Origin of the sequence: Gluconobacter sphaericus (assembly GCF_016757795.1) — a bacterium.
GTDB lineage: Bacteria > Pseudomonadota > Alphaproteobacteria > Acetobacterales > Acetobacteraceae > Gluconobacter > Gluconobacter sphaericus.
Genome location: NZ_CP068419.1, coordinates 583868 through 606727, shown reverse-complemented (window position 1 = coordinate 606727; position 22860 = coordinate 583868). Strand labels below are relative to the sequence as shown.

The 22860-nt window shown below is 51.5% G+C and carries 20 protein-coding genes and 1 pseudogene; 11 read left to right on the top strand and 10 right to left on the bottom strand.

Translation table 11 applies throughout. From position 1 onward, the window contains the following. The 4 genes from IGS75_RS03045 (at nt 1) to IGS75_RS03030 (ending at nt 3369) form a co-directional block, all read left to right on the top strand. On the top strand, nt 1–612 hold the full coding sequence (locus IGS75_RS03045) for a cytochrome b (RefSeq protein ID WP_202257531.1): 612 nt from the start codon (nt 1–3) through the stop codon (nt 610–612). A gap of 4 nt (nt 613–616) precedes the next feature. Then, nucleotides 617–1204, top strand: coding sequence for a YceI family protein (locus IGS75_RS03040; RefSeq protein ID WP_174787592.1), 588 nt, complete (start codon nt 617–619; stop codon nt 1202–1204). Between the two features lie 292 nt (nt 1205–1496). Beyond that, a complete protein-coding gene (locus IGS75_RS03035) occupies nt 1497–2780 on the top strand; it encodes a carbohydrate porin (protein ID WP_202257530.1) in 1284 nt (427 codons plus the stop codon). Between the two features lie 178 nt (nt 2781–2958). After that, the gene (locus IGS75_RS03030) at nt 2959–3369 is read left to right on the top strand and encodes a DoxX family protein (RefSeq protein ID WP_202257529.1); all 411 of its coding nucleotides are present in this window, start codon (nt 2959–2961) and stop codon (nt 3367–3369) included. Between the two features lie 21 nt (nt 3370–3390). Here the strand turns inward: IGS75_RS03030 and IGS75_RS03025 are convergent, their stop codons facing one another. From IGS75_RS03025 to IGS75_RS03010, 4 genes and pseudogenes are all read right to left on the bottom strand, one after another. Beyond that, complete coding sequence (locus IGS75_RS03025) at nt 3391–4311, bottom strand: LysR family transcriptional regulator (RefSeq protein WP_202257528.1); 921 nt, start codon at nt 4309–4311, stop codon at nt 3391–3393. A gap of 550 nt (nt 4312–4861) precedes the next feature. After that, nucleotides 4862–5128: pseudogene (locus IGS75_RS03020) on the bottom strand (transposase); the annotation flags it as partial. 231 nt (nt 5129–5359) lie between these two features. After that, nucleotides 5360–6328, bottom strand: coding sequence for a carbon-nitrogen hydrolase family protein (locus IGS75_RS03015; protein WP_272929774.1), 969 nt, complete (start codon nt 6326–6328; stop codon nt 5360–5362). Between the two features lie 578 nt (nt 6329–6906). Beyond that, a complete protein-coding gene (locus tag IGS75_RS03010; protein WP_202257526.1) occupies nt 6907–7830 on the bottom strand; it encodes a hypothetical protein in 924 nt (307 codons plus the stop codon). A 187-nt stretch (nt 7831–8017) separates the two neighbouring features. Between IGS75_RS03010 and IGS75_RS03005 the strand changes: the two genes are divergently transcribed. After that, complete coding sequence (locus IGS75_RS03005; RefSeq protein ID WP_202257525.1) at nt 8018–10222, top strand: tail fiber protein; 2205 nt, start codon at nt 8018–8020, stop codon at nt 10220–10222. A gap of 160 nt (nt 10223–10382) precedes the next feature. Then, complete coding sequence (locus IGS75_RS03000) at nt 10383–11462, top strand: IS5 family transposase (protein ID WP_202257129.1); 1080 nt, start codon at nt 10383–10385, stop codon at nt 11460–11462. Nucleotides 11463–11680: 218 nt separating this feature from the next. Here IGS75_RS03000 and IGS75_RS02995 read toward each other — a convergent pair whose 3' ends face one another. After that, the gene (locus IGS75_RS02995; RefSeq protein WP_237468948.1) at nt 11681–12394 is read right to left on the bottom strand and encodes an AraC family transcriptional regulator; all 714 of its coding nucleotides are present in this window, start codon (nt 12392–12394) and stop codon (nt 11681–11683) included. Between the two features lie 161 nt (nt 12395–12555). On the opposite strand from IGS75_RS02995, the gene IGS75_RS02990 reads away from it, so the two are divergent. Continuing rightward, nucleotides 12556–13281 carry an O-methyltransferase gene (locus IGS75_RS02990; protein ID WP_202257523.1) on the top strand — a complete coding sequence of 242 codons (726 nt, stop codon included), beginning with the start codon at nt 12556–12558 and terminating at the stop codon, nt 13279–13281. Here IGS75_RS02990 and IGS75_RS02985 read toward each other — a convergent pair. Then, nucleotides 13256–13459, bottom strand: a complete 204-nt coding sequence (locus IGS75_RS02985; RefSeq protein ID WP_202257522.1) for a hypothetical protein — start codon at nt 13457–13459, stop codon at nt 13256–13258. The two genes, IGS75_RS02990 and IGS75_RS02985, sit on opposite strands and share 26 nt — an antisense overlap. Nucleotides 13460–13575: 116 nt before the next feature. Between IGS75_RS02985 and IGS75_RS02980 the strand changes: the two genes are divergently transcribed. Next, entirely contained in the window at nt 13576–14286 is a 711-nt protein-coding gene (locus IGS75_RS02980; RefSeq protein WP_202257521.1) for an SDR family NAD(P)-dependent oxidoreductase, read from the top strand. 119 nt (nt 14287–14405) lie between these two features. Here IGS75_RS02980 and IGS75_RS02975 read toward each other — a convergent pair whose 3' ends face one another. After that, nucleotides 14406–15230 (bottom strand): helix-turn-helix transcriptional regulator, encoded by an 825-nt coding sequence (locus IGS75_RS02975; RefSeq protein ID WP_202257520.1) that lies wholly within the window; start codon nt 15228–15230, stop codon nt 14406–14408. Nucleotides 15231–15329: 99 nt separating this feature from the next. Between IGS75_RS02975 and IGS75_RS02970 the strand changes: the two genes are divergently transcribed. Beyond that, the gene (locus tag IGS75_RS02970; protein ID WP_202257519.1) at nt 15330–16226 is read left to right on the top strand and encodes an SDR family oxidoreductase; all 897 of its coding nucleotides are present in this window, start codon (nt 15330–15332) and stop codon (nt 16224–16226) included. A 274-nt stretch (nt 16227–16500) separates the two neighbouring features. On the opposite strand, the gene IGS75_RS02965 is transcribed toward IGS75_RS02970, so the two are convergent. Further along, nucleotides 16501–17724 carry an FAD-dependent monooxygenase gene (locus IGS75_RS02965; RefSeq protein WP_202257518.1) on the bottom strand — a complete coding sequence of 408 codons (1224 nt, stop codon included), beginning with the start codon at nt 17722–17724 and terminating at the stop codon, nt 16501–16503. 89 nt (nt 17725–17813) lie between these two features. On the opposite strand from IGS75_RS02965, the gene IGS75_RS02960 reads away from it, so the two are divergent. Further along, the gene (locus IGS75_RS02960) at nt 17814–18410 is read left to right on the top strand and encodes a TetR/AcrR family transcriptional regulator (RefSeq protein WP_141353886.1); all 597 of its coding nucleotides are present in this window, start codon (nt 17814–17816) and stop codon (nt 18408–18410) included. Between the two features lie 48 nt (nt 18411–18458). Here IGS75_RS02960 and IGS75_RS02955 read toward each other — a convergent pair whose 3' ends face one another. Continuing rightward, nucleotides 18459–19610 carry a serine hydrolase domain-containing protein gene (locus IGS75_RS02955; protein ID WP_202257517.1) on the bottom strand — a complete coding sequence of 384 codons (1152 nt, stop codon included), beginning with the start codon at nt 19608–19610 and terminating at the stop codon, nt 18459–18461. A gap of 89 nt (nt 19611–19699) precedes the next feature. Between IGS75_RS02955 and IGS75_RS02950 the strand changes: the two genes are divergently transcribed. Continuing rightward, nucleotides 19700–20134, top strand: coding sequence for a MerR family transcriptional regulator (locus IGS75_RS02950; RefSeq protein WP_141353890.1), 435 nt, complete (start codon nt 19700–19702; stop codon nt 20132–20134). A 147-nt stretch (nt 20135–20281) separates the two neighbouring features. Here IGS75_RS02950 and IGS75_RS02945 read toward each other — a convergent pair whose 3' ends face one another. Then, on the bottom strand, nt 20282–22807 hold the full coding sequence (locus IGS75_RS02945) for a TonB-dependent receptor plug domain-containing protein (protein WP_237468946.1): 2526 nt from the start codon (nt 22805–22807) through the stop codon (nt 20282–20284). Nucleotides 22808–22860 lie beyond the last annotated feature (53 nt).

The following is a 22860-nucleotide window of genomic DNA, read 5'->3' as shown; positions in this document are numbered from 1 at the left end:
ATGACAGCGCCCGCAAAGCAGAGCCGCGGGATCACGCGATATACGGGCGTGGCGATCATCCTTCACTGGTTGATCGCTGCGGGGATCCTGATCCTGATCGTCATGGGGCTGGTCATGGATCACCTGTCTCTCGATCCGATGCGTGTTTTTCAGCTGTACCAGCTTCACAAGTCGATCGGCATTACGGTCATGGTCTTCATTGCGCTACGGATTGTCTGGCGCCTGACGCACAGGCCGCCAGAGCTTCCTGGTGATATGAAGGGGTTCGAGCGCATGGCAGCCCATCTGACGCATGCAGCTCTATACGGCCTTCAAATGTTCATGCCGCTCAGCGGATGGGCCATGGTGTCGGTGTCCACTCTTGGGATTCCAACTCTTTTGTACGGCACTATCCTATGGCCCGATCTGCCAGTGCTTTCAACGTTGCAGAACAAGGCCCCCGTCGAAGCCGCACTAAAAGCGGTTCATCACTGGGGCGGCTGGTTTCTGCTGGCCTTGATTGGGCTGCATGTCGCCGCCGCCCTTCGTCACCATTTCGTTCTGAACGATAACATCATGCGACAGATGCTTCCTGCCATTGGCAGAAAATCTGCTTCCAGACACGGAGACTGACATCATGGCTTTTCTTAAAAAAGCAGCCTTTTCAGCGTTCGCCATGAGCTTTCTGGCCGCAACACCTGTTTTCGCCGCAGACTGGACGATTGATCCTGCTCGCAGCACGATCGGCTTTGCGGGAACACAAACCGGAAATGCCTTTACGGGACATTTCGGAAAATTCGACGGAACCATCTCCTTCGATCCGGCCCATCCCGAAGAGGGGCATGCGAAAATCACGATCGATATCGCAAGCGCCACGACAGCAGACAAGCAGCGTGATGGGGCCATGCCGGGAAGCGACTGGTTTAATGTGGCCAGTTTCCCGACTGCGACGTTTGAAGCCCGTAGCTTCCGGGCCAAAGGTGGTAATGCGTACGAAGCTGTTGGGACGCTGACGATCCGTGGTGTCAGCCGGCCCGAAACTCTGCCTTTCACTCTCGACATCAGTGGTCAGACAGCTCACGCCAAAGGCCATCTTGATCTGATCCGCTCTGCCTTCGGCATTGGTCAGGGCCCGTGGGCCACCGGACAGTGGGTTGCGCTTCAGGTGGGTGTAAGCATCGATGTTATCGCAAACCAGACCTCTGGGTTATCGTCGCGTCCATAAGGACGGCTTTTGCAGCAGTTTTAGTAGACGGGTGATTGTGGCATTTGCGTTCGGTATTGGGCTGACCGCGCTGTCATCTGGTGCTGCTTCGCCCTTGCAAGACCAAGCCAATCCTGAGAGTTCGTCAGATGAGAGTATCGCCACGTCTTATGAACACTGGATGTTGCATCACCAACGAAAGCGTCCAGAAAGCGCTATATCGGCGCGAAGGTGGGAGTTTTCCTCTTCTTTTATCAGGTCGATAAAAGCCGAAGACGAGCGTCAGAAACGGTCTGCACAAGCCGACCAGAAGATGGCCATCGCTTACTCAGCATGGCCTATTCTGCAAGTATCGACTCCTGCCACACGGCTCGGCGTACAACATGATGAGGCTCTTCTCGGAGATTGGTGGGGTATTCGTTCAGCTCTTGCACGCTACGGAATTGTTCTGAACGTGAATTACTTCGGCATGGCCGTTGGAAATGTTTCCGGCGGGATGCGGAAAGGTGCGGATTATGCCGGGCAAACATCCGTTAGCGTTGATGCAGACTGGGGACTTCTGGCCGGTTTGCACGGCTTCAGCACTCATCTCTTTTTCCTGAACAGGAGTGGTCGTCCTGTTGGGCGGGATTATGTGGGAGACAGTGTTTTCAATGAGAACAATATCTATGGTGCTGGAGGCGATGTTATTGCGCATCTCGGATATGCTTTCATTGAACAGAAGCTGTGGCATGACCGGCTGGACCTTATGGCAGGCCGGATGGGCGCGGCGATGCTTTTCAATGCTTCGCCGATCTTCTGCGATTTCTTTTCGTTCGGCCTGTGTCCGACTCCGCGCGCCATAAGCGGTGGCAGTCAGGGCGCCTTCATCATGCCGCCGCAGAATAACTGGTCTTTCTATGCCAGTCTCAGTCTGGATCACGACCTTTATCTCCGCACAGGCATCAATGCTGTTGGCGGCGCGCTGGGCGGCCCCTCGGGACTCAATTGGTCCGACCATGGTGTCACGGGGGTTATGCTTCCCGTTGAGGCAGGTTGGACTCCTCATTGGGGCAAGAGTCAGAAACCGGTTCATTTGAGGGCAGGTTTTTATGCCTCTACCGCACAGGCTTCGGATATTGCCCTGAATCGACAGGGAAACCTTCTCGCCCTGTCGGGAGGGGCGCCCCTGGAACATCGGGGATATTTTGCAGCGTGGGCGGGAGGTGACGTTATGCTCCTGCGTCAGACAGCAGCAGCAGACGGCGGTCTTCTGTTCTTTTTCAACTACACCCATTCCGATGACCGGATCTCGATTTATCGGGATATGGGCGTTGCTGGTTTTGAAGATCGAGGCTTCTGGGCAAAATGTCCGCAGGACAGGGTCGGGCTGTTATTCGTCTGGTCCGAACAAAGTGCTTGGCTCAGGAAACGATTACGTGCTGCCCATTTGTCAGACACCCAAAACCATACTGGTGTTCTGGAAGCTCAATATGGCGCGCATATCGCTTCGGGTACGTTTCTGACGCCCGACATCCAGTACGTTATCCGCCCCGGTGCAACCGGTATTTATCATAATGCGGTTGTTCTTGGGACGAGTCTTCAGATTGGATTTTGATGACAGGTTTGTGGCGCAGATAGTCCGCATTTAGATAAAAAAAGAAACATATAGTTTCTATCATTTCCATTTTATTCGTTTATGCGGCGGAGATAAAACAGACACCAACGGCCCCGGAACGCAGAAGCGCAAACTTCCAGCCGAATGTCAGATACCTGCAAAGACGAAAGATAAACCGATGAACATGCCCTTCCCCCGCGATCAGCTCCTTCTCGCTTCACGCATTCTTCTGGCTCTTTTGTTCGTCCTTATGGGATGGAGCAAACTGATGGGTTTTGATGGCACCGTAGGCTACATGGCCAGCACGGGCGCTCCAGTTCCGACTGTATCCGCCATCATCGCTATCATTACGGAACTGGGTATCGGTCTGGCGCTTGTCGCCGGGTTCCTGACAAAACCGCTTTCCATCCTGCTGGCTATCTACACGATCGTTACAGCCTTTATCGGGCATCATTACTGGACGTTCGACGGTATGGTTCGTTACGATATGTGGATTCACTTCTACAAGAATTTTAGCATCGCAGGTGGCCTTCTTGCGCTCGCCGCTTCTGGAGCCGGTCGTTTCTCTGTAGATGCCCTGCGTCGATAAGAGTACTTTTCTGGTCGGACCTCAGGCGTCCGCTTTGGCCCAAGGCGGATGTTCAAACGCAGAAACCAGATGCTCCATCAAGGCATTGACACGGAAGGGGCGGAGCGTACTGCTGGAAGTCACGAGATAAAGCGCAATACTCGCGGCATCCCAGTCCGGCAGGATCTGTTCGAAACGCCCGTCCTGTAGGCCATCCCAGACCATGAATTCTGGAAACAGACCAAACCCCAGATGCGCTTTCAGGGCTGGAAGAAATGCCTCTGCATTGTCGGCCCTAAAGCGTGAGGCCTGCGACAGCACATAATCCTCACCGGTCTTTATGGAGGTGAGGCGCAGCGTACCAGGAGCGGAAGTATTCGTATAAACGAAGCTTTTCTGCCCTTCGAGATCACGCGGATGCGTTGGGCGCCCGATACGATTCAGATATTCTGGAGTTGCGACCAGAAGCAGGCGGACTCCACAAAGATGTCGGGCACGCAGAGATGAATCGGCCAGAGACGCAATCCTCAAAGCCAGATCATACCCTTCAGCCACGAGATCGACGAGGGAATCGCTGAAATCGACAGTGATGTCGATATCCGGATATTTCTCCAAAAAGGCCGGGAGTGCGGGCGAGAGATGCCTGATCCCAAAGGTCATGGGAGCAGCGACCCGGATCAGGCCTGAAGGACGATGAGTGCCGCCGCGGGCTTCGCTTTCAGCAGCTTCTGCTTCAGCAAGAATTCGGTTGGCATGTCCAAGCAGCATGCGGCCCGTTTCCGTCACGGACATCTGCCGGGAATTCCGATTGAATAGTGCAATGCCCAGAGACTGCTCCAGACGATTGATGGCTTTCGAGATCGTTGGTTTGGAAAGCTGAAGCTCTTCGGCAGCTCGGACGAAGGATCCGCGTTCAGCCACTTTGGCAAAAATGGCCCATGCTTCAAAATCCGGTAATCTCATATCAGCAGTCCTCAGAACAGATTTTTCTACACGGGAACGGGTGAATCTTATTGAGGTATATGTAGAATATATAAAAACAGAAACAATTAATTTATATTATTTCTATATTGCGTCCCTAATTTTCTATCTTACATTTCATGTCGAACACTGAACATGGCGTCGTAATTGTTTTTCGGAAAGCAGAAGTCATTGAAATAATACATCCCTGCATTCATCACGACATCCGACGGTGTATAGATTTTTTGGAAAGACTGGAGATCGAAAAAGGCTCAGCCAACTGGAGGGATCGAAGAACCCTCGGTTGATATGCTTTGCCTGTAATTTCTGGCATTTGGCGTATTAATTGACGGTTCTTTAGGTCGCTTTTGATCTGCGTTTTGAGAAGATTGGGGGCCGTCACCCGCTTGATAGCTACGCTGTGGTGCTGATCCGCTCCAGGCAGAGGAAGCGGCGCATGTTGTAGATGATATTGGCCAGTCCGATCATCATGGTGGCCCGGGTGATGCCGACAGTCCGGACGAACAGCCCTGTCTGCTCAGACCAAGGAAGGTATAAAGGAGAGGTGATCGTTAATCAGATACTTTGTCCGTTCGTCGGACAAATTGTTTAGCGTCTGGATCACCAGAATTTTGAACATCAGCACCGGATCAAATGGCGGTCGTCCGCCTTTACTCCCATCTGAATAGACCAAAGCCTGCTCCAGATCAGGGCGGAAGACTTCAAAATTCATAATCTGGGAAAAAGCTTCGAGCTGATCACTAAGCCCACTCAGCCGGGCAAGCCGCTCTTCAACGTCAAAGAAACCGGCCTGCTTCATAGCGCCATTCTCTCAATTAGAACCGGAGGAATGGAAACATACAGAAGAATTCAAAACCTGGAGGTTTTTCGAACCCTCCTGGTTCAGATTCCGATCGAGTGTATTCTCCGATGGGCCATTTTCGACGAGCTCATCAGGCGTAGGTCTACCTCCGCGCATTACAATAAAAGTGCGGGAAATCTGGGATAGCCTCTCTTTGCCCCTCCAACTGCTACAAGGGCCGGAATTATTTCATTCGGGGCTGGTTTCGAAAATGGACGCATTGGTCTCCGGCGCCGAGAACGATACCGGGGATTTACATTCGTTGTTTACCTGCAGATTAAAGATATCAGGACGGGCGTAATGCCCCGACACGTCGAGGTCGTATTTCCCCCGGATTACATCATCCAGATCAATATCGGCGGTAATGATGGCTTCACGATCATAGATCGGGCCTGCGATGATTTCTCCCAGCGGATTGATGATTACGCTGCCGCCACGAATAAGAACGGTTTCCGGATTATTGCCCTGATGACAGGCATATTGCTCTGGCGCATCTGCGCGCGTCATGTACTGACAGGCACTGAGAACAAACGTTCGTCCTTCATAGGCAATATGTCGCATGGACGCCTGCCAGATGTCGCGCTCATCCACCGTAGGCGCACACCAGAGATTAATGCCGCGTGCATACATGCTCTGCCGCAGGTCCGGCATATAGTTTTCCCAGCAGATCGCAGCCCCGATACGGCCGATATCCGTCTCAAAAACCGGAATGGTCGAACCATCTCCCTGTCCCCAGACCAGCCTCTCGGTTCCCGTCGGCATCAGCTTGCGGTGTTTGCCCAAAAGCGCCCCATCGGGTCCGAAAAAAAGCGCAGTACAATACAATGTGGCCCCATCACGTTCGATAACACCAACAACGAGGTGAGCCTTCATTTTCGCTGCAAACGAGCCAATCCGCGCCGTTTCTGCCCCTGGCACGTCAATGGCAGATTTCCAGTAACGCAGATAATCCTCACGTCCTTCTGGAAAACGGCTTCCCAGAATTGCACCGAAACTTAGCCCTTTTGGATACCCGCCAACATACGCCTCGGGAAACACTGCAAGCTCAACGCCCTGTGCCGCAGCCGCTTCGCAATGGGCCTCCATCCGATCCAGTGTCTGAGGAGTGTTGAAAAGACTGGTTCCCGCCTGAATAACGGCGACGCGATGCTGGCTCATGTCCGGATCTCTCATGCATGTGGTGAATTAGGGTGACAGGAAGAGTGGAATTTTTCCCATTATCGGGCAAATTGATGGTTTTGATAATCAAAATGATCATGGTCGATATTTCACGTCTCGATTTCAATCTGGCCACCACGTTTCGGACACTATGGGACGAACGTAACGTCTCCCGAACTGCATAACGGCTGTCTCTGAGGCAGTCTGAAACACTTCGGGATTTTCGGAGACCGGTCTGTGTAAATTACGCAGCCATGTGGACGTGGTTTATAGCGGCGTAGAACGGCTTCTCGGTCTCGGCCAGAGCGCGCGGTCGTATGAATTGCCGGACACTGCCGACGTACGGCTTGATCCCGGCCTTAGTCAGACGCTCGGTGTAGCGAAGGGCGAAGGGTCAAGACCCTGAGTGACCTCACACCTTGCGAATGCATCGGCAAAATATGGACTTCAGAGTCAGAAAAATTCATCAATCGCAATCATTAAAACATGGGACTAAAAATTTAAGACGATTCAACAGCAGTATTCCTTTGATCAAGCTTTTTCCTAGAGAATACAGCCATCCGGCAGGTGCTATCAGTTCATGTGGAAATCGGTAGTTGCCTCATGGAGGCTTCCTCGCTTCTCAGCTTCTGTGCTTCGATGAAGGCTGATGCGCTATGAGCCATTTTGAGGGCTTGTAGAACATAATGGTCTTGCAACAGTTGTTCTGAAATCCACGTGCCTCGGTCATCTTGTCCATAGTGGCCAGCATTTTGTACTTTTGAAAGCAATCTGGCGACGTTTCCGCGAGAAACACCATAGTGTTTGGCCATTGCACTGGCGCTACCAAGAGCAATATAAACGCGGCTGGCGTCTGACGGCGTCTCTTTTTGTGCTCGTGTCATTTCATTGAGAATAGAGATTCCAATCGTTGTGTTGACCAGGGGGGCAATCGACGGCGGGGGCGCATAATAGACCGGGTCATTGAGCATGTGCCGCGCAAAAATCGGGTGCATGTGGGTTAAAATTCGCGGATCTGTACTGGCGATGTCAGCACGCCCGGCACCATCGATCAGATCCAGTCCCTGCAGATTGATCTGAAGATAGAGATAAAACATTTTTTCGGAAAATTCTGTCATGGCATAGGCCCGCACACGCTGGTCTGCCTTGGGCAGCAAGGTGATATAACCTCGTGTATGAATTTCTTTCAGATAGCTCGTGACCGTGTTTGGGCTGGCTATTCCTGTATGTTCGACCTCACGAAAAAGATTGGTTGCCGTGAGTGGTGGAAGATCCGGATTAATCTGGTGTGAAAAATGCAATGCAAGTGCGCCGTGGGTCATAACCCAGCGACGTAAATCAGCGACATAGCGGACTTCCCGCGGCATTTGCCTGTGGATCGACAGAAGTTGCTGGTTACAGAAATTCAGGCACTGAAGGAAGCTCGGCAATGCCATCAAATCATCAACTGTGTAGGTTGGCACGGCTTTGTGATCGGAGGGTGTAAAGTCAGCGTATGTCATACAAATGCCCAACAAAATGATCAGGTCTCATCTTTAGAGGTCTGCCGGATGAAGGAAATCCCTTTGTCGCATTTTTGGTGAGATTCATGTTTCGACTTGTTTTTTTTGAGGCTGAGATCGAAACTGGAGGAATGTCTTTTAAAAACAGTCCATTTTACAGAGATGCATTTGTGTATGTGATCTTTTCTTGCGCCAAATACGACAGAAAAAAGTATCAAAGGCGCGCATCTGCATGACTACTGGGGCATTTGACAATAATCAGCAGACTATAACGTTGACGCAGGCGATTGTCGTCAGCGGCAGCTTTCTATCTGCCGCAAGCTCCTCGGATATGCCGATCGCAATGATCCGAACTTTTTCTTTTGACAATATTTTAACGTCAGTCACCTTAAAGAGTCAGGGTCAGCTTCTTGCCATTAAGGGCAACGAGTCGTTGTTTGTTCTTCTTGGTACGATATATGGTGGAGATGGTAGTCAGAATTTCAGTCTTCCAGATCTGGCAGGAAAAGTAGAAGTAGGAAGCCAAAGCAGTTCGTATTTGGGAGAGGTGACGGGCGAAAGCCAGACCACGCTGACCGAAGACCAGTTGCCGCCAGCATTGGGGGGCGTTAGTCAGTCAGTGGATAACGCTCAACCTTCACTGAACGTCAATTATCTCATTCGCGTGACGAGTGACTCGTCTTCGCCGGGATTTGTGGGAGAGGTTGACGCTTTTGCGGGGTCAACCTTCATGATCTCTGGTGGTCAGTTTCTTGTGGCAGCTGGGCAATTACTGCCTATCGCCGAATACCCCCAGTTATATGCGGTAATTGGCACTACTTATGGCGGAGATGGACAGGCAACATTTGCGCTGCCTAATTTGACTGGGCGCAGCATTATCGGGACATCCAGCACGTTAAAATTGGGGGCTGTTGTAGGAAAGCAGACAGTTTCGCTGAGTAATGCGAACGTCCCCGTGTCCGATGGAGGTAAAGGCACGTCCTTTGACAATCGTGCTCCCGGGCTTGCACTGAATTACATTATCTGTGTCGACGGTGCTTATCCTAATGCAGGTAGCGATAATGGTCCCGTCATGGGTGAAATCCGTGCCTATGCAGGATCAGAGGCCTCCATTCCTCAGGGGTGGGTACTGGCGAATGGCGCACTGCTGCCCATTGGGCAAAATGTGGCGCTTTTTTCTCTTTTAGGCACAACTTATGGCGGTAATGGCACTACGAATTTTGCCCTTCCGAATCTTTCAGATACAGTTGTTGCCGGAAGTGGCGGGTCTCAGAGTTTTGGCAAGACTTACGGAAGCAACACTGCCATTCTGAGCGTATCTGGAGGGGCCTGCTTTTGCAGGGGAAGCCGTATACGCACGGTCAGAGGCGATACTCCCGTAGAAGAGATCCAAATCGGCGATCATATTGTTGCCTTTGATGACGACGTAACAGAGGGCACCATCAGGCAGGTAACGTGGGTGGGGCAATCGCGTGCAATCGTTCATGTGCGTTTGCCGGATGATGAAGCTGGCTATCCGGTGCGTCTGTTGAAAGGGGCGATTGCACACAACGTCCCTTACAAAGACATGCTCATTACATCAGAACATTGTCTGTTTCTTGACGGTCGGTTCGTCCCGGTCCGCATGCTTGTTAACGGGCGTTCGATTTTTTTCGATAAAAGCATAGTATCTTACGATTATTATCATGTGGAGACAGAGGAGCACTCTGTCATTATGGCCGATGGTGTATTAACTGAAAGCTACCTCGATACCGGTAACAGGCGCGCCTTCGATCAGAACGGTCCGGTTGTCTCAATTAGGCAGAGCCGTAATTTAACTTGGGATGATGCGGCGGCCCCGCTCGATGTTTCGCGCCATTTTGTTGAACCTCTGTTTCGTAGCCTTCAGTCACGGGCCGATCACGTCGAATATTCGGGGCGGTCGCAAGCTCCGATTCTGACATACGAAGATGGGTTACGTCTTGTCACTGAAGCCGGGAAAATTCTTCATCCTATCCGCAAGGCGAAAGATCGGGTCATGTTTAAGGTCCCTTCTGGCGTGAGGTCGGTTCGTATTCTGTCCAATGCCAGCCGTCCCTGCGATGTGATCGGTCCTTTTGTGGATGATCGTCGTGTACTTGGTGTGTTGGTCGGCAATATCAAGCTTTTTGAATCTGATACAACGACGACGTTGATCTCCCACTTGCATGACGCTGATCTACCTGGATGGAATAATGTCGAAAATGGCACGATGCGCTGGACAAATGGAAGTGCACTGTTGCCGCTTCGTTCTTGGTCGGTTGGCAACATAGCTATCATGGCGCTTCAGATTCACAGCGCGGGTCCATACTTGGTGTCGGATAGTTGCGCCAGCCCTATGAGATTGAAAATGGAGGGAGCAAAGAGGTGTTGATTGATATGTCGAGCTTAGGATGTTGGACGTTTATCATACTGATTGATGGTTCCCCCTTTGCGTCTTGAGTCGATTGAAAATGGAGGGTTCGAAAAACCCGCTGGTTTTGAAATCAGCTCTGTGATTCCATTCGTCCGGTTCTGACTGAGGGAATGGCGCTATGAAACAGGCGGGATTTTTTGACGTTGAAGAGCGACTTGCTCGATTGAGCGGGCTTGGTGATCAGCTTGAAGCATTTTCCCGGACTGTGGATTTTGAAGTGTTCCGTCCTGACCTGGAGCAGGCTCTGGCCTATTCAGACGGAAGCAAGGGCGGGCGACCGCCGTTCGATCCAGTGTTGATGTTCAAAATCCTGGTGATCCAGACGCTGAACAATCTGTCCGATGAACGGACTGAGTATCTGATCAACGATCGCCTGTCGTTCATGCGCTTCCTTGGCCTGGGGCTTTCAGATCGTGTTCCTGATGCCAAAACGGTCTGGCTGTTCCGTGAACGCCTGACCCAGGCGGGAGCGATCGAGGGTCTGTTCAATCGCTTTGATACAACCCTGCGCAGTGCTGGTTATCTGCCGATGTCGGGTCAGATCCTGGATGCAACGCTGGTGGCTGCTCCAAAGCAGCGCAACACGAACGCCGAGAAAGCCGATCTCCGGGCAGGCCGTATTCCCGAAGACTGGCAGGACAAGCCGTCAAAGCTGTCGCACAAGGATCGCCATGCGCGCTGGACACTGAAGTTCACCAAAGCAAAGCGGCAGGATGATGGGACGATCCCGTCAACGGATCTTGCCATTCCGTTCTTTGGCTACAAATCACATGTTTCCATCGACCGGAAGTATCGGTTCATCCGGAAATGGAAGACAACGGATGCCGCCGCCAGTGATGGTGCGCGATTGAGAGAAGGGCTGCTGGATAAAACCAATACGGCCTCAAGCGTTTGGGCGGACACGGCGTATCGCTCAAAAGCCAATGAAGATTTCATGGAAAAGCAGGGCTTTGTCTCAAAGGTTCACAGGAAGAAGCCGCATCTCAAACCCATGCCACTCCATATCCAGCGGTCCAATGCAGGAAAGTCCGTGATCCGATCCCGCGTCGAGCATGTCTTTGCTGACCAGAAATCGCAAATGGGTCTGTTCGTCCGAACTGTCGGTATCACCCGGGCCACCATGAGGATCGGACTGGCCAATATTGTCTACAACATGCGCCGCTTCCTCTTCCTGGAGCGGATAAAGGCCGCCGGGTAGAAACCCAGAGCACAAATCCCTTGTTCTGCTCAAATCGCAGAGCGAAAACGATCTCAAGAACCGTCAATAAAATCGCCAAACCCCAGAAATTACAGGCCAAGCACATCAATCAACGGTTCTTCGATCCCTCCATGTTCGGAAGGCTCAAGGACTGGCGACGGGTCGCAATACGCTATGACAGATGCCCGACCGTCATTTTTTGGTGATGAGTCCTGAGCCTAGCCGTTGCCGCGCAAATACATTTTTTCACGATAGGCGGCGGGAGTTTTTCCGAAAACCTTACTAAACACGGCAATAAATGCACTTGCTGTTGCATAACCCAAGTCAAGCGCGATGAGGTTTACGGATTGGCCTTCGGCAAGCATCTCCAGAGAACGTAATAGTCGCGCCCTCTGCCTGTAGGTCCTGAAGCTAAATCCTGTTTCCTGTACAAATTGTCTGCTGAGCGTGCGCTCACTCACCGCAGCCCACGATGCCCATGTCTTAAAGTCACGTGCACCGGAAGGGTTATCAATTAAGGCCTGAGCTACGCGTTTGACTCTTGGATCACGCGGGAACGGCAAACAAAAATCTTCGGAAGGCAATGTCGAGATTTCATCCAAAATAACACGAGCAATTCGATGTGAAGCTTCATCGTATGGCCCGGTTTTCCAACTTGCTGCGCGTACTACGGCCTCTAATAATAGGCCTGAATTTCGGATCGTACACGCCTGTGACGGCAGATTTCGACAGGCTTCCTCGGAAATATAAACCGTCCATCCCTCCATCGGGCCGTGAGAGCGGTTCCAATGTACCGTATTCGGCGGAAACCACACGGCATGAACTGTCGGTACGATCCAGAGGCCCGCATCGGTTCCGACTGTCAATAAACCTTTCAGAGAGCCGAGCAACTGACCTTCAGAATGACGGTGTGGCGGAGAGGTTCGCTCCATGGACTGACGGCCCATTGCTGCGACTAACAGGCTTCCGGAGGGCATGGGTACGGCGAGTGGGATCGTTGCATGCATATGGCGGTTCAGCGATATATAATGGCCTAAACGCTTTATATCCGCCTTTCATTGAGATGCTAGGTCTTGAGGGAAGGAGAGTTTGAATGACGAAAAAAAGGCAATCCTCGAAGGTCTTTGCAGACAGGCTCACAGTTCTTGATCCTGTTGCCCAACGTGTAATCGACACTCTCATCACGACTGCAAATGCTCAGAGAGCGCAATTACTGAAGCGTTATCTGCCGCAGTTGCCTGCGTTATTGATGGGGCGTTCAATCAATTTCAAAGAAAAAATGAGTTTTTATGATGATAAGCTTCTCCCAATCGATCGCGAGCAGGGTGAATTCTTGTACATGCTTCTCCGGTCGCGAGGGGGGCAGTGCGCTGTCGAGTTTGGCACGTCGTTCGGGGTATCCAGTATTTACCTTGCTGCAGCGATACGGGATAGCCAGACTGGCGGACGTCTTATTGGGACGGAAATGGTTGCTGCTAAAGTCGTCTCTGCCCGTGCCAATATCGCTGCTGCAGGCTTAAGCACCTATGCCGAAGTCCGTGAGGGTGATGCGCGTTTGACGCTTTTAAATCTCGCATGCGAGGTGGATTTTCTTTTGCTTGATGGCTGGCCCACGTTGGCAATGGATATCCTGCGACTGGTCGAACCAAAATTGTCTAATAACGCGATTGTGGTTTTGGATAATGTAGGACATTTTCGCGGCAACCTACGCTCGCTGACGAATTATCTAAAAGAAGATCGTCGTTATATTGTATCCGAACTTCCGTTGCATGGCGGTATGATCATTGCGATTTTTAAAAAATTGTGCTCCCAACTGTGAAGCGATCCTGCAAAATGTATTGGCTTTCTTTGCCAGTCAGATAACCGACTGCTGCTCCGATCCGTGTTTTCAAAAACAGCCAAAAAAAAGAAATGCTGACGGCTGCACGATGAGCGTGATGACGTTCAAAAAAACGCCGGGAATACACAGTCAGAAGATTTAAATCGGGCGTCGTCATCAAGTATCCATTCCTTTTTGGAGTGGCCTTACACGCAATTATTGTTTGCATAAGAAGCGTCTGGCGAATGTCTGTGATCTACATACATTGAGGGAATAACACAAAGGAATCACGACATGGACAGCCTGTCATACCCGCAAGAAAAATCGATCGTGCTTGTTGGAGCGTCACGTGGCCTTGGGCTAGCGATGGCGGCCGAATTCGTAAAAGCAGGATGGCACGTCGTCGGCACTGTGCGTGGCACCACTCGGACCGGATTACATGACCTGGCCGACGCCAATCAGACCCAGATCACGATTGAAGAGCTCGATTTTACCCAACCCACACAGATCGCTGCACTGCGCGACAAAATGTCCGGACGCACTCATAATATGCTGTTCATCAACGGCGGAACAGCTAACTACAATCAAGGCGAGACTATCGCGGAAGTATCAACAGATGAGTTTATGAGAGTCATGTTGACCAATGTACTTGGCGTTATGCGTGCCGTGGAGGGCTTGCAAGATCTGGTAAGTCCCGACGGCCTGATCGGAGTCATGTCGTCTGGACAGGGTAGCGTTTCCAATAATGAGCGGGGCGGTCACGAGGTTTACCGGGGCAGTAAAGCGGCACTCAACCAGTATATGCGCTGCTATGCTGCTCGTCATGCTAATGGTCGCTCGTTAGTATTAATGGCGCCGGGCTGGATTCGTACCGCACTGGGTGGGCCGGAAGCGACATTTACCATTGAGGAAACGATCCCGCAGCTGGTCAAAACATTAATTGCGCAACAAGGAATACCAGGCCTGCGCTTTATTGACAGGTACGGAAAGACTGTAGCGTGGTGATGTATCACCGCACTCCGCAGCGACGACATTCAAATATACATTAAGAGATTTAGAATATAGACTATAATTATTTATGTTTATACATAATGACCGACAAAGATCGCCTTATCACTCTGAATTCACCGAGCGTCTATGAAGGATCTCACTCGGATCATTTCCTGTTCGCTTGCCGGATGAAAGGTCGTCATCGTGAGATCTGACCGACCTTCCACCGAGAAGCTGGAAAATTCCAGGCTCAGAACACCTAGATCCGGGTGGTGTAGCCTTTTGATGCCGTCACCAGGTCCTACAACATCATTGTCCCGCCAGAGCTCATCAAATTCCGGGCTTTCAGCTGAAAGTTCCGTAACAAGACGGTTAATCTCCCTTGAAGCCCCTGCGCGGATGACATCAGCCCTGAATGATCCGACAACATAACGTGCGACGGCTTGCCAGTCCTCCTGGGCGGAACGCACGCGTGGCTCACTGAATATCAGACGCAGGATGTTGCGTCTCTCAGGAGGGAGTTGCGCATAGTCCGTAAGAAGCAAGGTAGCGGCTCTGTTCCATGCGACGATGTCCCAGGTGGCTGTACGGATGGTCGCAGGTGTGAACGGCATGCCATCAAGAACGTGCTGCAAGCGTTCCGTAATACCGTGGTGCTTCCGGTAGCGGATTTCAGGCGCATGACCCCGCGCAAGGATAAAGAGGTGTTCGCGTTCAACTTCGGTTAGCAAAAGGCCGGTGGCCAAGCGGTTGAGCACGTCTGCAGATGGCGCTCCACCCCGGCCTTGCTCAAGCCACGTATACCACGTTGGGGAAATGCTGGATCGCTGCGCAACCTCTTCCCGGCGAAGCCCGGGCGTGCGCCGTCGTTCGGATTTCAGCCCGAGCGCCACAGGGTCCATGCGTGTCCGACGGTCACGCAGGAAGTCCCCTAGAGCGTTACCGTCTTTAAGACTCATATCGAACCTATTAAAGATTATACCATGATAACGTCACTACTTTAACTGGATAGAATTTAGAGCAAGCTGGCCGTTCGAACAATCTGTGGAGACAGGTCCATGCGTGTATTTTTGACAGGTGCAACCGGATTCGTCGGGGCCAGAGTGGCTGACCAACTCCTGGCAGGCGGACATCAGGTCCTGGGGCTGACGCGATCAGATGCTGGTGCCCAATCGCTGATGGCAAAAGGAGTGAACGTGTATCGGGGTACACTGGAAGACCCGGACAGTCTGCGATCCGGTGCAGCCCAGGCAGATGCTGTAATTCATACAGCTTTCGATCATGATTTTTCGCATTTTGTAGAAAACTGCGAAAAAGATCGCCTCGTAATAGAGACCATTGGAGCCGAACTGAAGGGTTCAGATCGGCCATTCATTATCACGTCCGGGACTGGGATGGGCAGCCTTTTGCCAGGAGCGGTTGCAATGGAAAACGTCTTTAATGCGAACAGCCCAAACCCTCGCGTCGCGTCCGAACTTGCTGGTCAGGTGCTACAGGATGCTGGGGTCAATCTCTCAGTTGTGCGTCTTCCACAGGTGCACGATACGGCACGTCAGGGACTTCTCACACAATACATCGAAATTGCGCGCCAGAAGGGCATCATTGCCTATCTTGGGGACGGCGCTAACCGTTTCGCCGCGGCACATGTACTGGATGTCGCTTTGCTATATCGCCTTGCCCTCGAAAAGGGAGACGCAGGAGCGCGGTATCACGCAGTTGGTGAAGAAGGGATATCAGTTCGGAGAATTGCTGAGACACTGAGTGCTGCCCTTGATTTGCCAATGATGTCTTTGCCCCCGGAAAGGGCTGAAAGCCATTTTGGCTGGCTCGGAATGTTTGTTGGCATGGATCTTCCTGCATCAAGCATCACGACGCGGGAGCGCCTGAACTGGCAACCGGTTGGTCCTGGCCTCATTGAGGATCTGGAACAGGTTGCTATGACCACCAATAATTAATTGTTGTCGATCTCGTATAAATTTTTAGTTTCGCGGGATCGTAAGGAGTTCAGAATAATCGACGTGTCGGGACGTTATGTCATTTTCGAGCTATGTTGATGGATGAATCCGATAAAAGTGTCGTTTCGTCGACTGTCTGGAAATACTTCTATACTATTTTGTCGTGTTATGGCACTATTACACTGTGATACTTTTGCTTGGACAAGGAAAATTCGATCATGTTTCTACCTTCAAAAGGTAGAAACATAATTTATTGTATATCTGTATATTCTCTTTACATGGTCCTATAGTCAGGGAGATGCAGAAAATTATAAACTCTCGCTCTACGTGCATCAAAGATGCCTTCCGTCCCATTGCGGGCGATTTCAGAGAGAATATGGTTGCGCACCTCAATATCCCTCTGCGTTTTGGGTAAGAAGAAAGCCCCGTTATCATCGGTTGCCAATGTCTGGTTCGCTTCAGAAAACGGCCGTACGAGATGTTCGTAGGCCGCAAACGCCTCTTCTGGAGTGTCACATACCGCCAATTCCCCCGCCAACACATAGGCCCCAACCAAAGCCAAGCTGGTACCTTGGCCTGATCGAAAAGAAGGTGCACACGCCGCATCCCCCACCAGCGCTACACGTCCTGCAGACCAACGAGGCATGCGAATTTGACTGACCGTATCGAAATATAAATCGTCGGATGCCTCCATTACATTGAGAAGATGTGGAACCTTCCAGCCCATGCCGGAAAAAACAGCCCGCGTGCGCTTCATCTGTTCTTTTGCATCACGACAGAATTTTTTTTCTACTTCGTCTATCGCAAAGGCAAGGAAACCAAAGGCGCTAGGGTTATCCTGAATGGCCCAGACCCCGGCTGTACGCCCCGGCTCAGCATGAATGACTGCGCCGTGTGAGACTTCCCCGTCGTTTGGTATAGAGAAAAGATTGAAACAGAACCCGAGAGAATGCCGGAATAGTTCTTCAGGACCAAAGACCAGATTGCGGGTGTGAGAGTGTAAACCGTCTGCACCGATGATGACATCGTATCGCGCTACTTCACCATTTGTGAATCCAATATCCACGCCTTTACCGACATCATGGAGTGAGGTGATTGAATCATCGAAGCGATAATTCACTCTGCCACCGCGTGTAGCTTCATAGAGTAATGTCGTAAGAGTGCCGCGCGGGAGTTCGACATCACGTTGTTTATTGCCAATGGCCTCGTAGATCGGAATGTTGCCGAGGACATGGCCCGCACCATCTACAAAGGTCACATCACGAGATGCTATATGTGCCTCCTGGATTTGTGACAGAAGCCCCATGCGCTCGACTACATCAGTTGCCGTACCGCGCACATCGATCGGGTATCCCCCCGTCCGGATGGTTGATGCCCGTTCAACTACCGTTACATCAAATCCATAATGATCGAGCCAGAAAGCAAGTGTCAGTCCTGCAATACTGGCACCGGAGATGAGAACGGAGCGGTGCTGCGCTCGAACCATTGGAATGCTCATATTATGCACCTAGAATAAGACTCGAAAAGCATCTTATCTGATTTATAATAGTGCGCAATAAGATTCGATATGCATCTTAATGGAAAGCCATGAGACCTCAGAAACAGACACGACGACGCGGTCCCGCACTGGAAAAGGCCATTCTGGAAGCAACGTGGGCAGAGCTAATAGAACATGGTTATGCAGGCCTGACGCTTGAAAACGTTGCACGTCGGGCAGAAACCAGCCGTCCAGTGCTACATAGGCGCTGGCCCAGTCGAACAGCGCTTGCAACAGCAGCGCTAGCTCAGCAGTTTGCGCGCACGTGTATCGTCATTCCTGATATGGGCAGTCTGCGCGAAGAACTCTGCCAGCTTCTCAGATACATGTCAGATCGTGCCGGCTCCAAAGACCTGCAACTGTTCTTCGATATGCAGAAGGATCTCGTTGCCGAACGATCAAGTTTTTCTGATATACGGGCACGGATCGTCGATGGGAGTCAGTTTCACTCTATTATTGAACGAGCTATACGGCGGGGGGAAATCGATCCAGCACATCTTACGCCCAGAATTATGTCACTTCCCCTGGACCTTACCCGTCACGAAATGATGATGACATTCCAACCTTTATCCGATGAGGCTATTCACGAGATCGTCGATGAAATATTTCTTCCATTAGTGCGACAAAAAAAATCATTTCAAACGTAACGTATTTTTACTCGTGAATATTAATTGCGACTTCCGGGATGAAGAACGTTATTTTGCAATAGCCGCATATACCGCGCGTATTAGCCTATCATTTTCTGGTGCGGCGGCGAACGGGACAGGCGGGCGACGTCGACTATAAGCATATGCAATTTCATTCCGCGGATCGGCAAAAGCCTGCTGACCACCAGCACCGCTGTGACCAAATGCTCCTTGAGCTACCGCAGGATAATATTCGGAGGGGAGATGAAATCCGGCTCCAAACGCCCTGTGATTGCGGGTTACCAAATCGTAGCCGATAGAGTGAATCTGCGAAAATTGTGTGGTGATTTCGGGGCGTAACAACGGTTCCAGATTATCCATGGGGCTAATAGCTGAAGCATACATCCGAGCGAGAGCTCGTGCAGAGGCCACGCCGCCAAATGATGCTGGCCCACGCTCTCGTACAATCCTGAAATTAGGCAACTCCCATACTGCGGGATTTTCAGGGTGATGCCGGTTAAAAGCAATGTCCGACAAGTTGGTTGAACCGACTGCATGTCCAGATGTTCGGGTTGAATGCTCCGGAGTAATTAAAGGTAATTGGGCCTCTAAGAAGCGATGCTCCTCTTCTTTTGGAAGGCCTAGAAAAAAATCGACGTCGCGCGCAGCACGAATACGAAATGCGAAATGCTCTTGAATGGTCCAGCCAGTAGCACGAAAAACGACCTCTCCTGTGAGGGCCGCAATGACAAGCGCATGATACCCGAAAGCGGTACCTGGGCGCCAGTAAGGCCGCTGCTGGCCAATCCTCTGGGCGACAGCGCGATCGTCTGAAAGCTCATCCAGTGAAAGCCCTCTGTCTGGTCCTGCGAGCCCGGCTCGGTGCGCCATCAGCTCACGCAGGCTAATATCAGATTTTCCGTTTGCAGAAAATTCTGGCCAGTAGTGACTAACGCGCTCGTCCAGATTGAGAATGCCATCCTGCACAAGGAGTGCGACGACAAGGTGGGCCGCCCCTTTACAGGCCGAATATACGCCACATAGAGAATCTCCGTTTACGCCTGCTCCTGCCCAAAGATCAACGACGCATTCTCCTTGATGATAGACAACGAACTGTGCCGTAAAATCGTTGCCCTCATTGGCTATTAGGCATGCAAATTCCTGTTTTACTGCTTCAAACCGTTCAGAGGTTGATCCTTGGAAAGCGAAATTTTCTGGCATGATTAAGCTCCGTTCAGGCATGTGTCTGATAGAGGCATACGAGTTCAAGCCAACTTGAGGTCAAGGCCTTAATCGACTACTTATGAGGCATGATGATAGATGCTCTTTCCATCGCTGAGGTGGCGCAGCGCTTCGGCATTCGGGCCTCGGCCCTGCGCTATTACGAAGATATTGATCTTCTCAAGCCCACCTTTCGGAAATCAGGACGTCGCTATTATGCTCAAGCAGAGCTGAGACGTCTTGCGCTTATCCAACTCTTGCGCAAAGCGGGATACCTATCCTTAAGCGAAATTGCGAATATACTGGTTAGCAACCGTCATGATCAAATCGTTAGAAATATCTTAGAAGAGCGAGTTAAAATACTCGATCAGAAGATCGAGGCAGCCATTACGACAAAGAAATATCTTGAACATCGTTTGACCTGCCCGCGCGAAGATCCCGTCAACGACTGCCCTATTTTGGCTGGAGAGGTGGACACTTGGCTGGCCAAGTGTTTAATCTCAGGATTTAATGTGTTGGATTAATAGAGCAGTCATCAAAGCTCTGGATTTCTTGGAAACCTCCACTCTCTTGGGAATGCAGAGTGGAAGTCAGGCCTGAGAATTTTCATGTAGAAAAATATTAACGTAGGCATAAGGCGCATTAATCAATGCTTATGAGATTGTTCCATTTCAGAAGTTGAATGAGGCCTTGGCGTAGTAGTAGCCTCCCATAAAACCAGATGGGGAATAGGTGGCGTAACGATAGGAGCCTGTTGGAGCAGCTGCAGCAGGATTGACCTGTGTAGGATACTTGTCGAACAGGTTGTTGGCTCCCACCGAAACATGCCATTTTTTGGTAAGGGCGACATCGAGGTTGATGTTGGTGTTCCACTGTGGACGGACATGCGTCCATAAGGAGGAAGCCTGTGTCGGGCTGACAATGAAGATGACGCTGCCATAGCGTAGTTCCTGCACACTGACGGTATAGCGGCCTTTGTGCCACGTGAGAGACAGTGTCTCCCGGTTTTTGGGCGATGTGCGCAGAAGATCGTTCTGTGAGAACTGGTTATAATAGGATTGGCCATAAGCCGCGAGAATAGCCGGAGTCTTGCGGTAGCGTGATATTTCGGTATCAGCGATATTCACGTAAACGCCGAATTCCAGACTATGGCCTTGCGGCAGGTGCCAGAGATAGGTGGCATTGATGTCACCCCCATTCGTGACGGTATCGACTGGGTTGGTATAGTACTGGACGAAGCGTACGCCAGAAATTCCCTGCTCCTGAAGGAGGCTTTCGATGGCGGTTCCGCCGAAATTGGACGTGCTTTCAAGACGGTCGTTGATACCAATTCTGTACAGGTTTGCAGTGAGATGGAAATTGTCGACAGGGGTCGCATCAATTCCAATGCTGTAGCTTCGCGAATATTCCCCTTTACGTCCTTCACCGCCCAGCAACCGTGTGACCGCACTGTTAGATGCCTCGTAAGCTGTTGTGTAGCTCGGAGTGGAAGAGATGGTGCTGTAATAAAGGCCACCAAGACTTGGAGGACGATATCCGCTATTAATATTGCCTCTGACCGCCCATCGTTTGCTAAAATTATAACGTGTGCCGACAGAACCGGTATAGGCCGTAATGGTATCCGAATAATTTACCGCATGGCCTCCAGCAGTCCATTCCCACTTCTTGGTCGCCCAGGCGTCAAAATTAACGTGGCCGTCGAAGATATCACGATAATGATTACCTGCGGCTGAGGGGGGGGTTCCAGCATAGGCAGAAGCGCCGGGAGAAGCGAGTTTACCTTTGTCCGGACCATCAAGAATGGGCACACCACCATTGCCCCAGGACTGGGTATCACCTTGCGTCATCTGGAATGTGTCATGTCGGTACTCGCCCCCGAATTCTACCCCTAAAGGTTTGGGAAGAAACCCAAGGTTATAGTGACGAGAGGCCTTGAAGCCGGATGTCAGCTCGGAGGAAATATCTGTTCCGTTATAGAATTTGGTCTGGCTGTCGAGACCGTAAGTTGGACTGATGGTGTCATAAGCACCAAAGCGGAGCTGATCGCGACCATAGGTCGTATAAAGATCCCAACTCCAACCCAGAAGGTTCTTGCCGCGCAGGCCGCCATTGACCTGGAAATCGTTTTCTTCTGCCGTCAGATGAGGAGAAAATCCGTTCGGGAAAATGGCGCGGACGTTTGAATCGTTATTGGACGTGCGAAAAAAACCTGGTGCGTCGACATCCCGGTGGCTGTAGGTCGTCGTATTATACAGCTCGACATCATTGCTTAGTGGAACAGAGCCGTTGGCACTGAAGGTCTCGAGCATTGAACGGCTGAGGCCCTGAATACGGTTCACATCGTTGCCAATGATGGATTCACGCGGGTCTCGCTGCCCGTTGGGAAGGGAGAAATATTTCTGCGTCGTGTTCAGGCCGGAGCGGTTGGTAGGCTGCTGGTGTGTCACCTGAGCCGCGAAGTCCATGTAGCCGCCGTTATGGCCCAACGCGACCCCGTAGTCGCCATATCCGTCGATTCCGACACCGTCGCCTGCGTAATATCCGCTGTCCTGAAGGGTGACGGAGCCGTGATGTGCGCCGGTTTTCAGAACGATGTTGACCGCACCGCCGATTGCATCCTGTCCGTACAGGGCCGTAGCCCCTTCGGTGATGATTTCGACATGATCGACAGCGCTAAGTGGGATCAGGCTGATATCGGCAGGTTCGGAGCCGGTAGCGGGGCCGGTATTGTAGTTAAAATTCGCGCCGACATGTCGCCGTTTGCCATTGACCAGGATCAGGGTTTCATCAGGTCCGAGGTTTCGCAGGATCATGATACGCGCGACGTTATTGGACCCAATTCCGCCGGCGGGTGGAGAATTCACGGCAGGGACGGTCTGGGCCAGAGCTGCCAGAACGCTGGTCTGCCCGGTAGCCAGAAGCTGTTTTGCCGTCACGACTTCCACATTGGTCGTGCTGTGGCGCGGTGTCATGTTCGACAGGGCGGACATGGCGCTGGCCTGCGCCCCGATGACACTGATTGATTCGCTTGAGGGTTTGGATTGGGATAGCGCGGATACCTGAGCGGCCTTGGCGGATGTTTTCCGGGAATGAGGCGGCAGGGGCGCCAGATCGGCGGCCCGGGCACTGTCCACAAGGGCATTCGTGCCGAAATCGAGACCGAACAGCAGTCCCGCAACCATATGTTTTGTCTTCATGGTCAGTCTCATTCTGTTCCGATGCGCGCAGGCATGCGCAGTGGGGAAGCGGC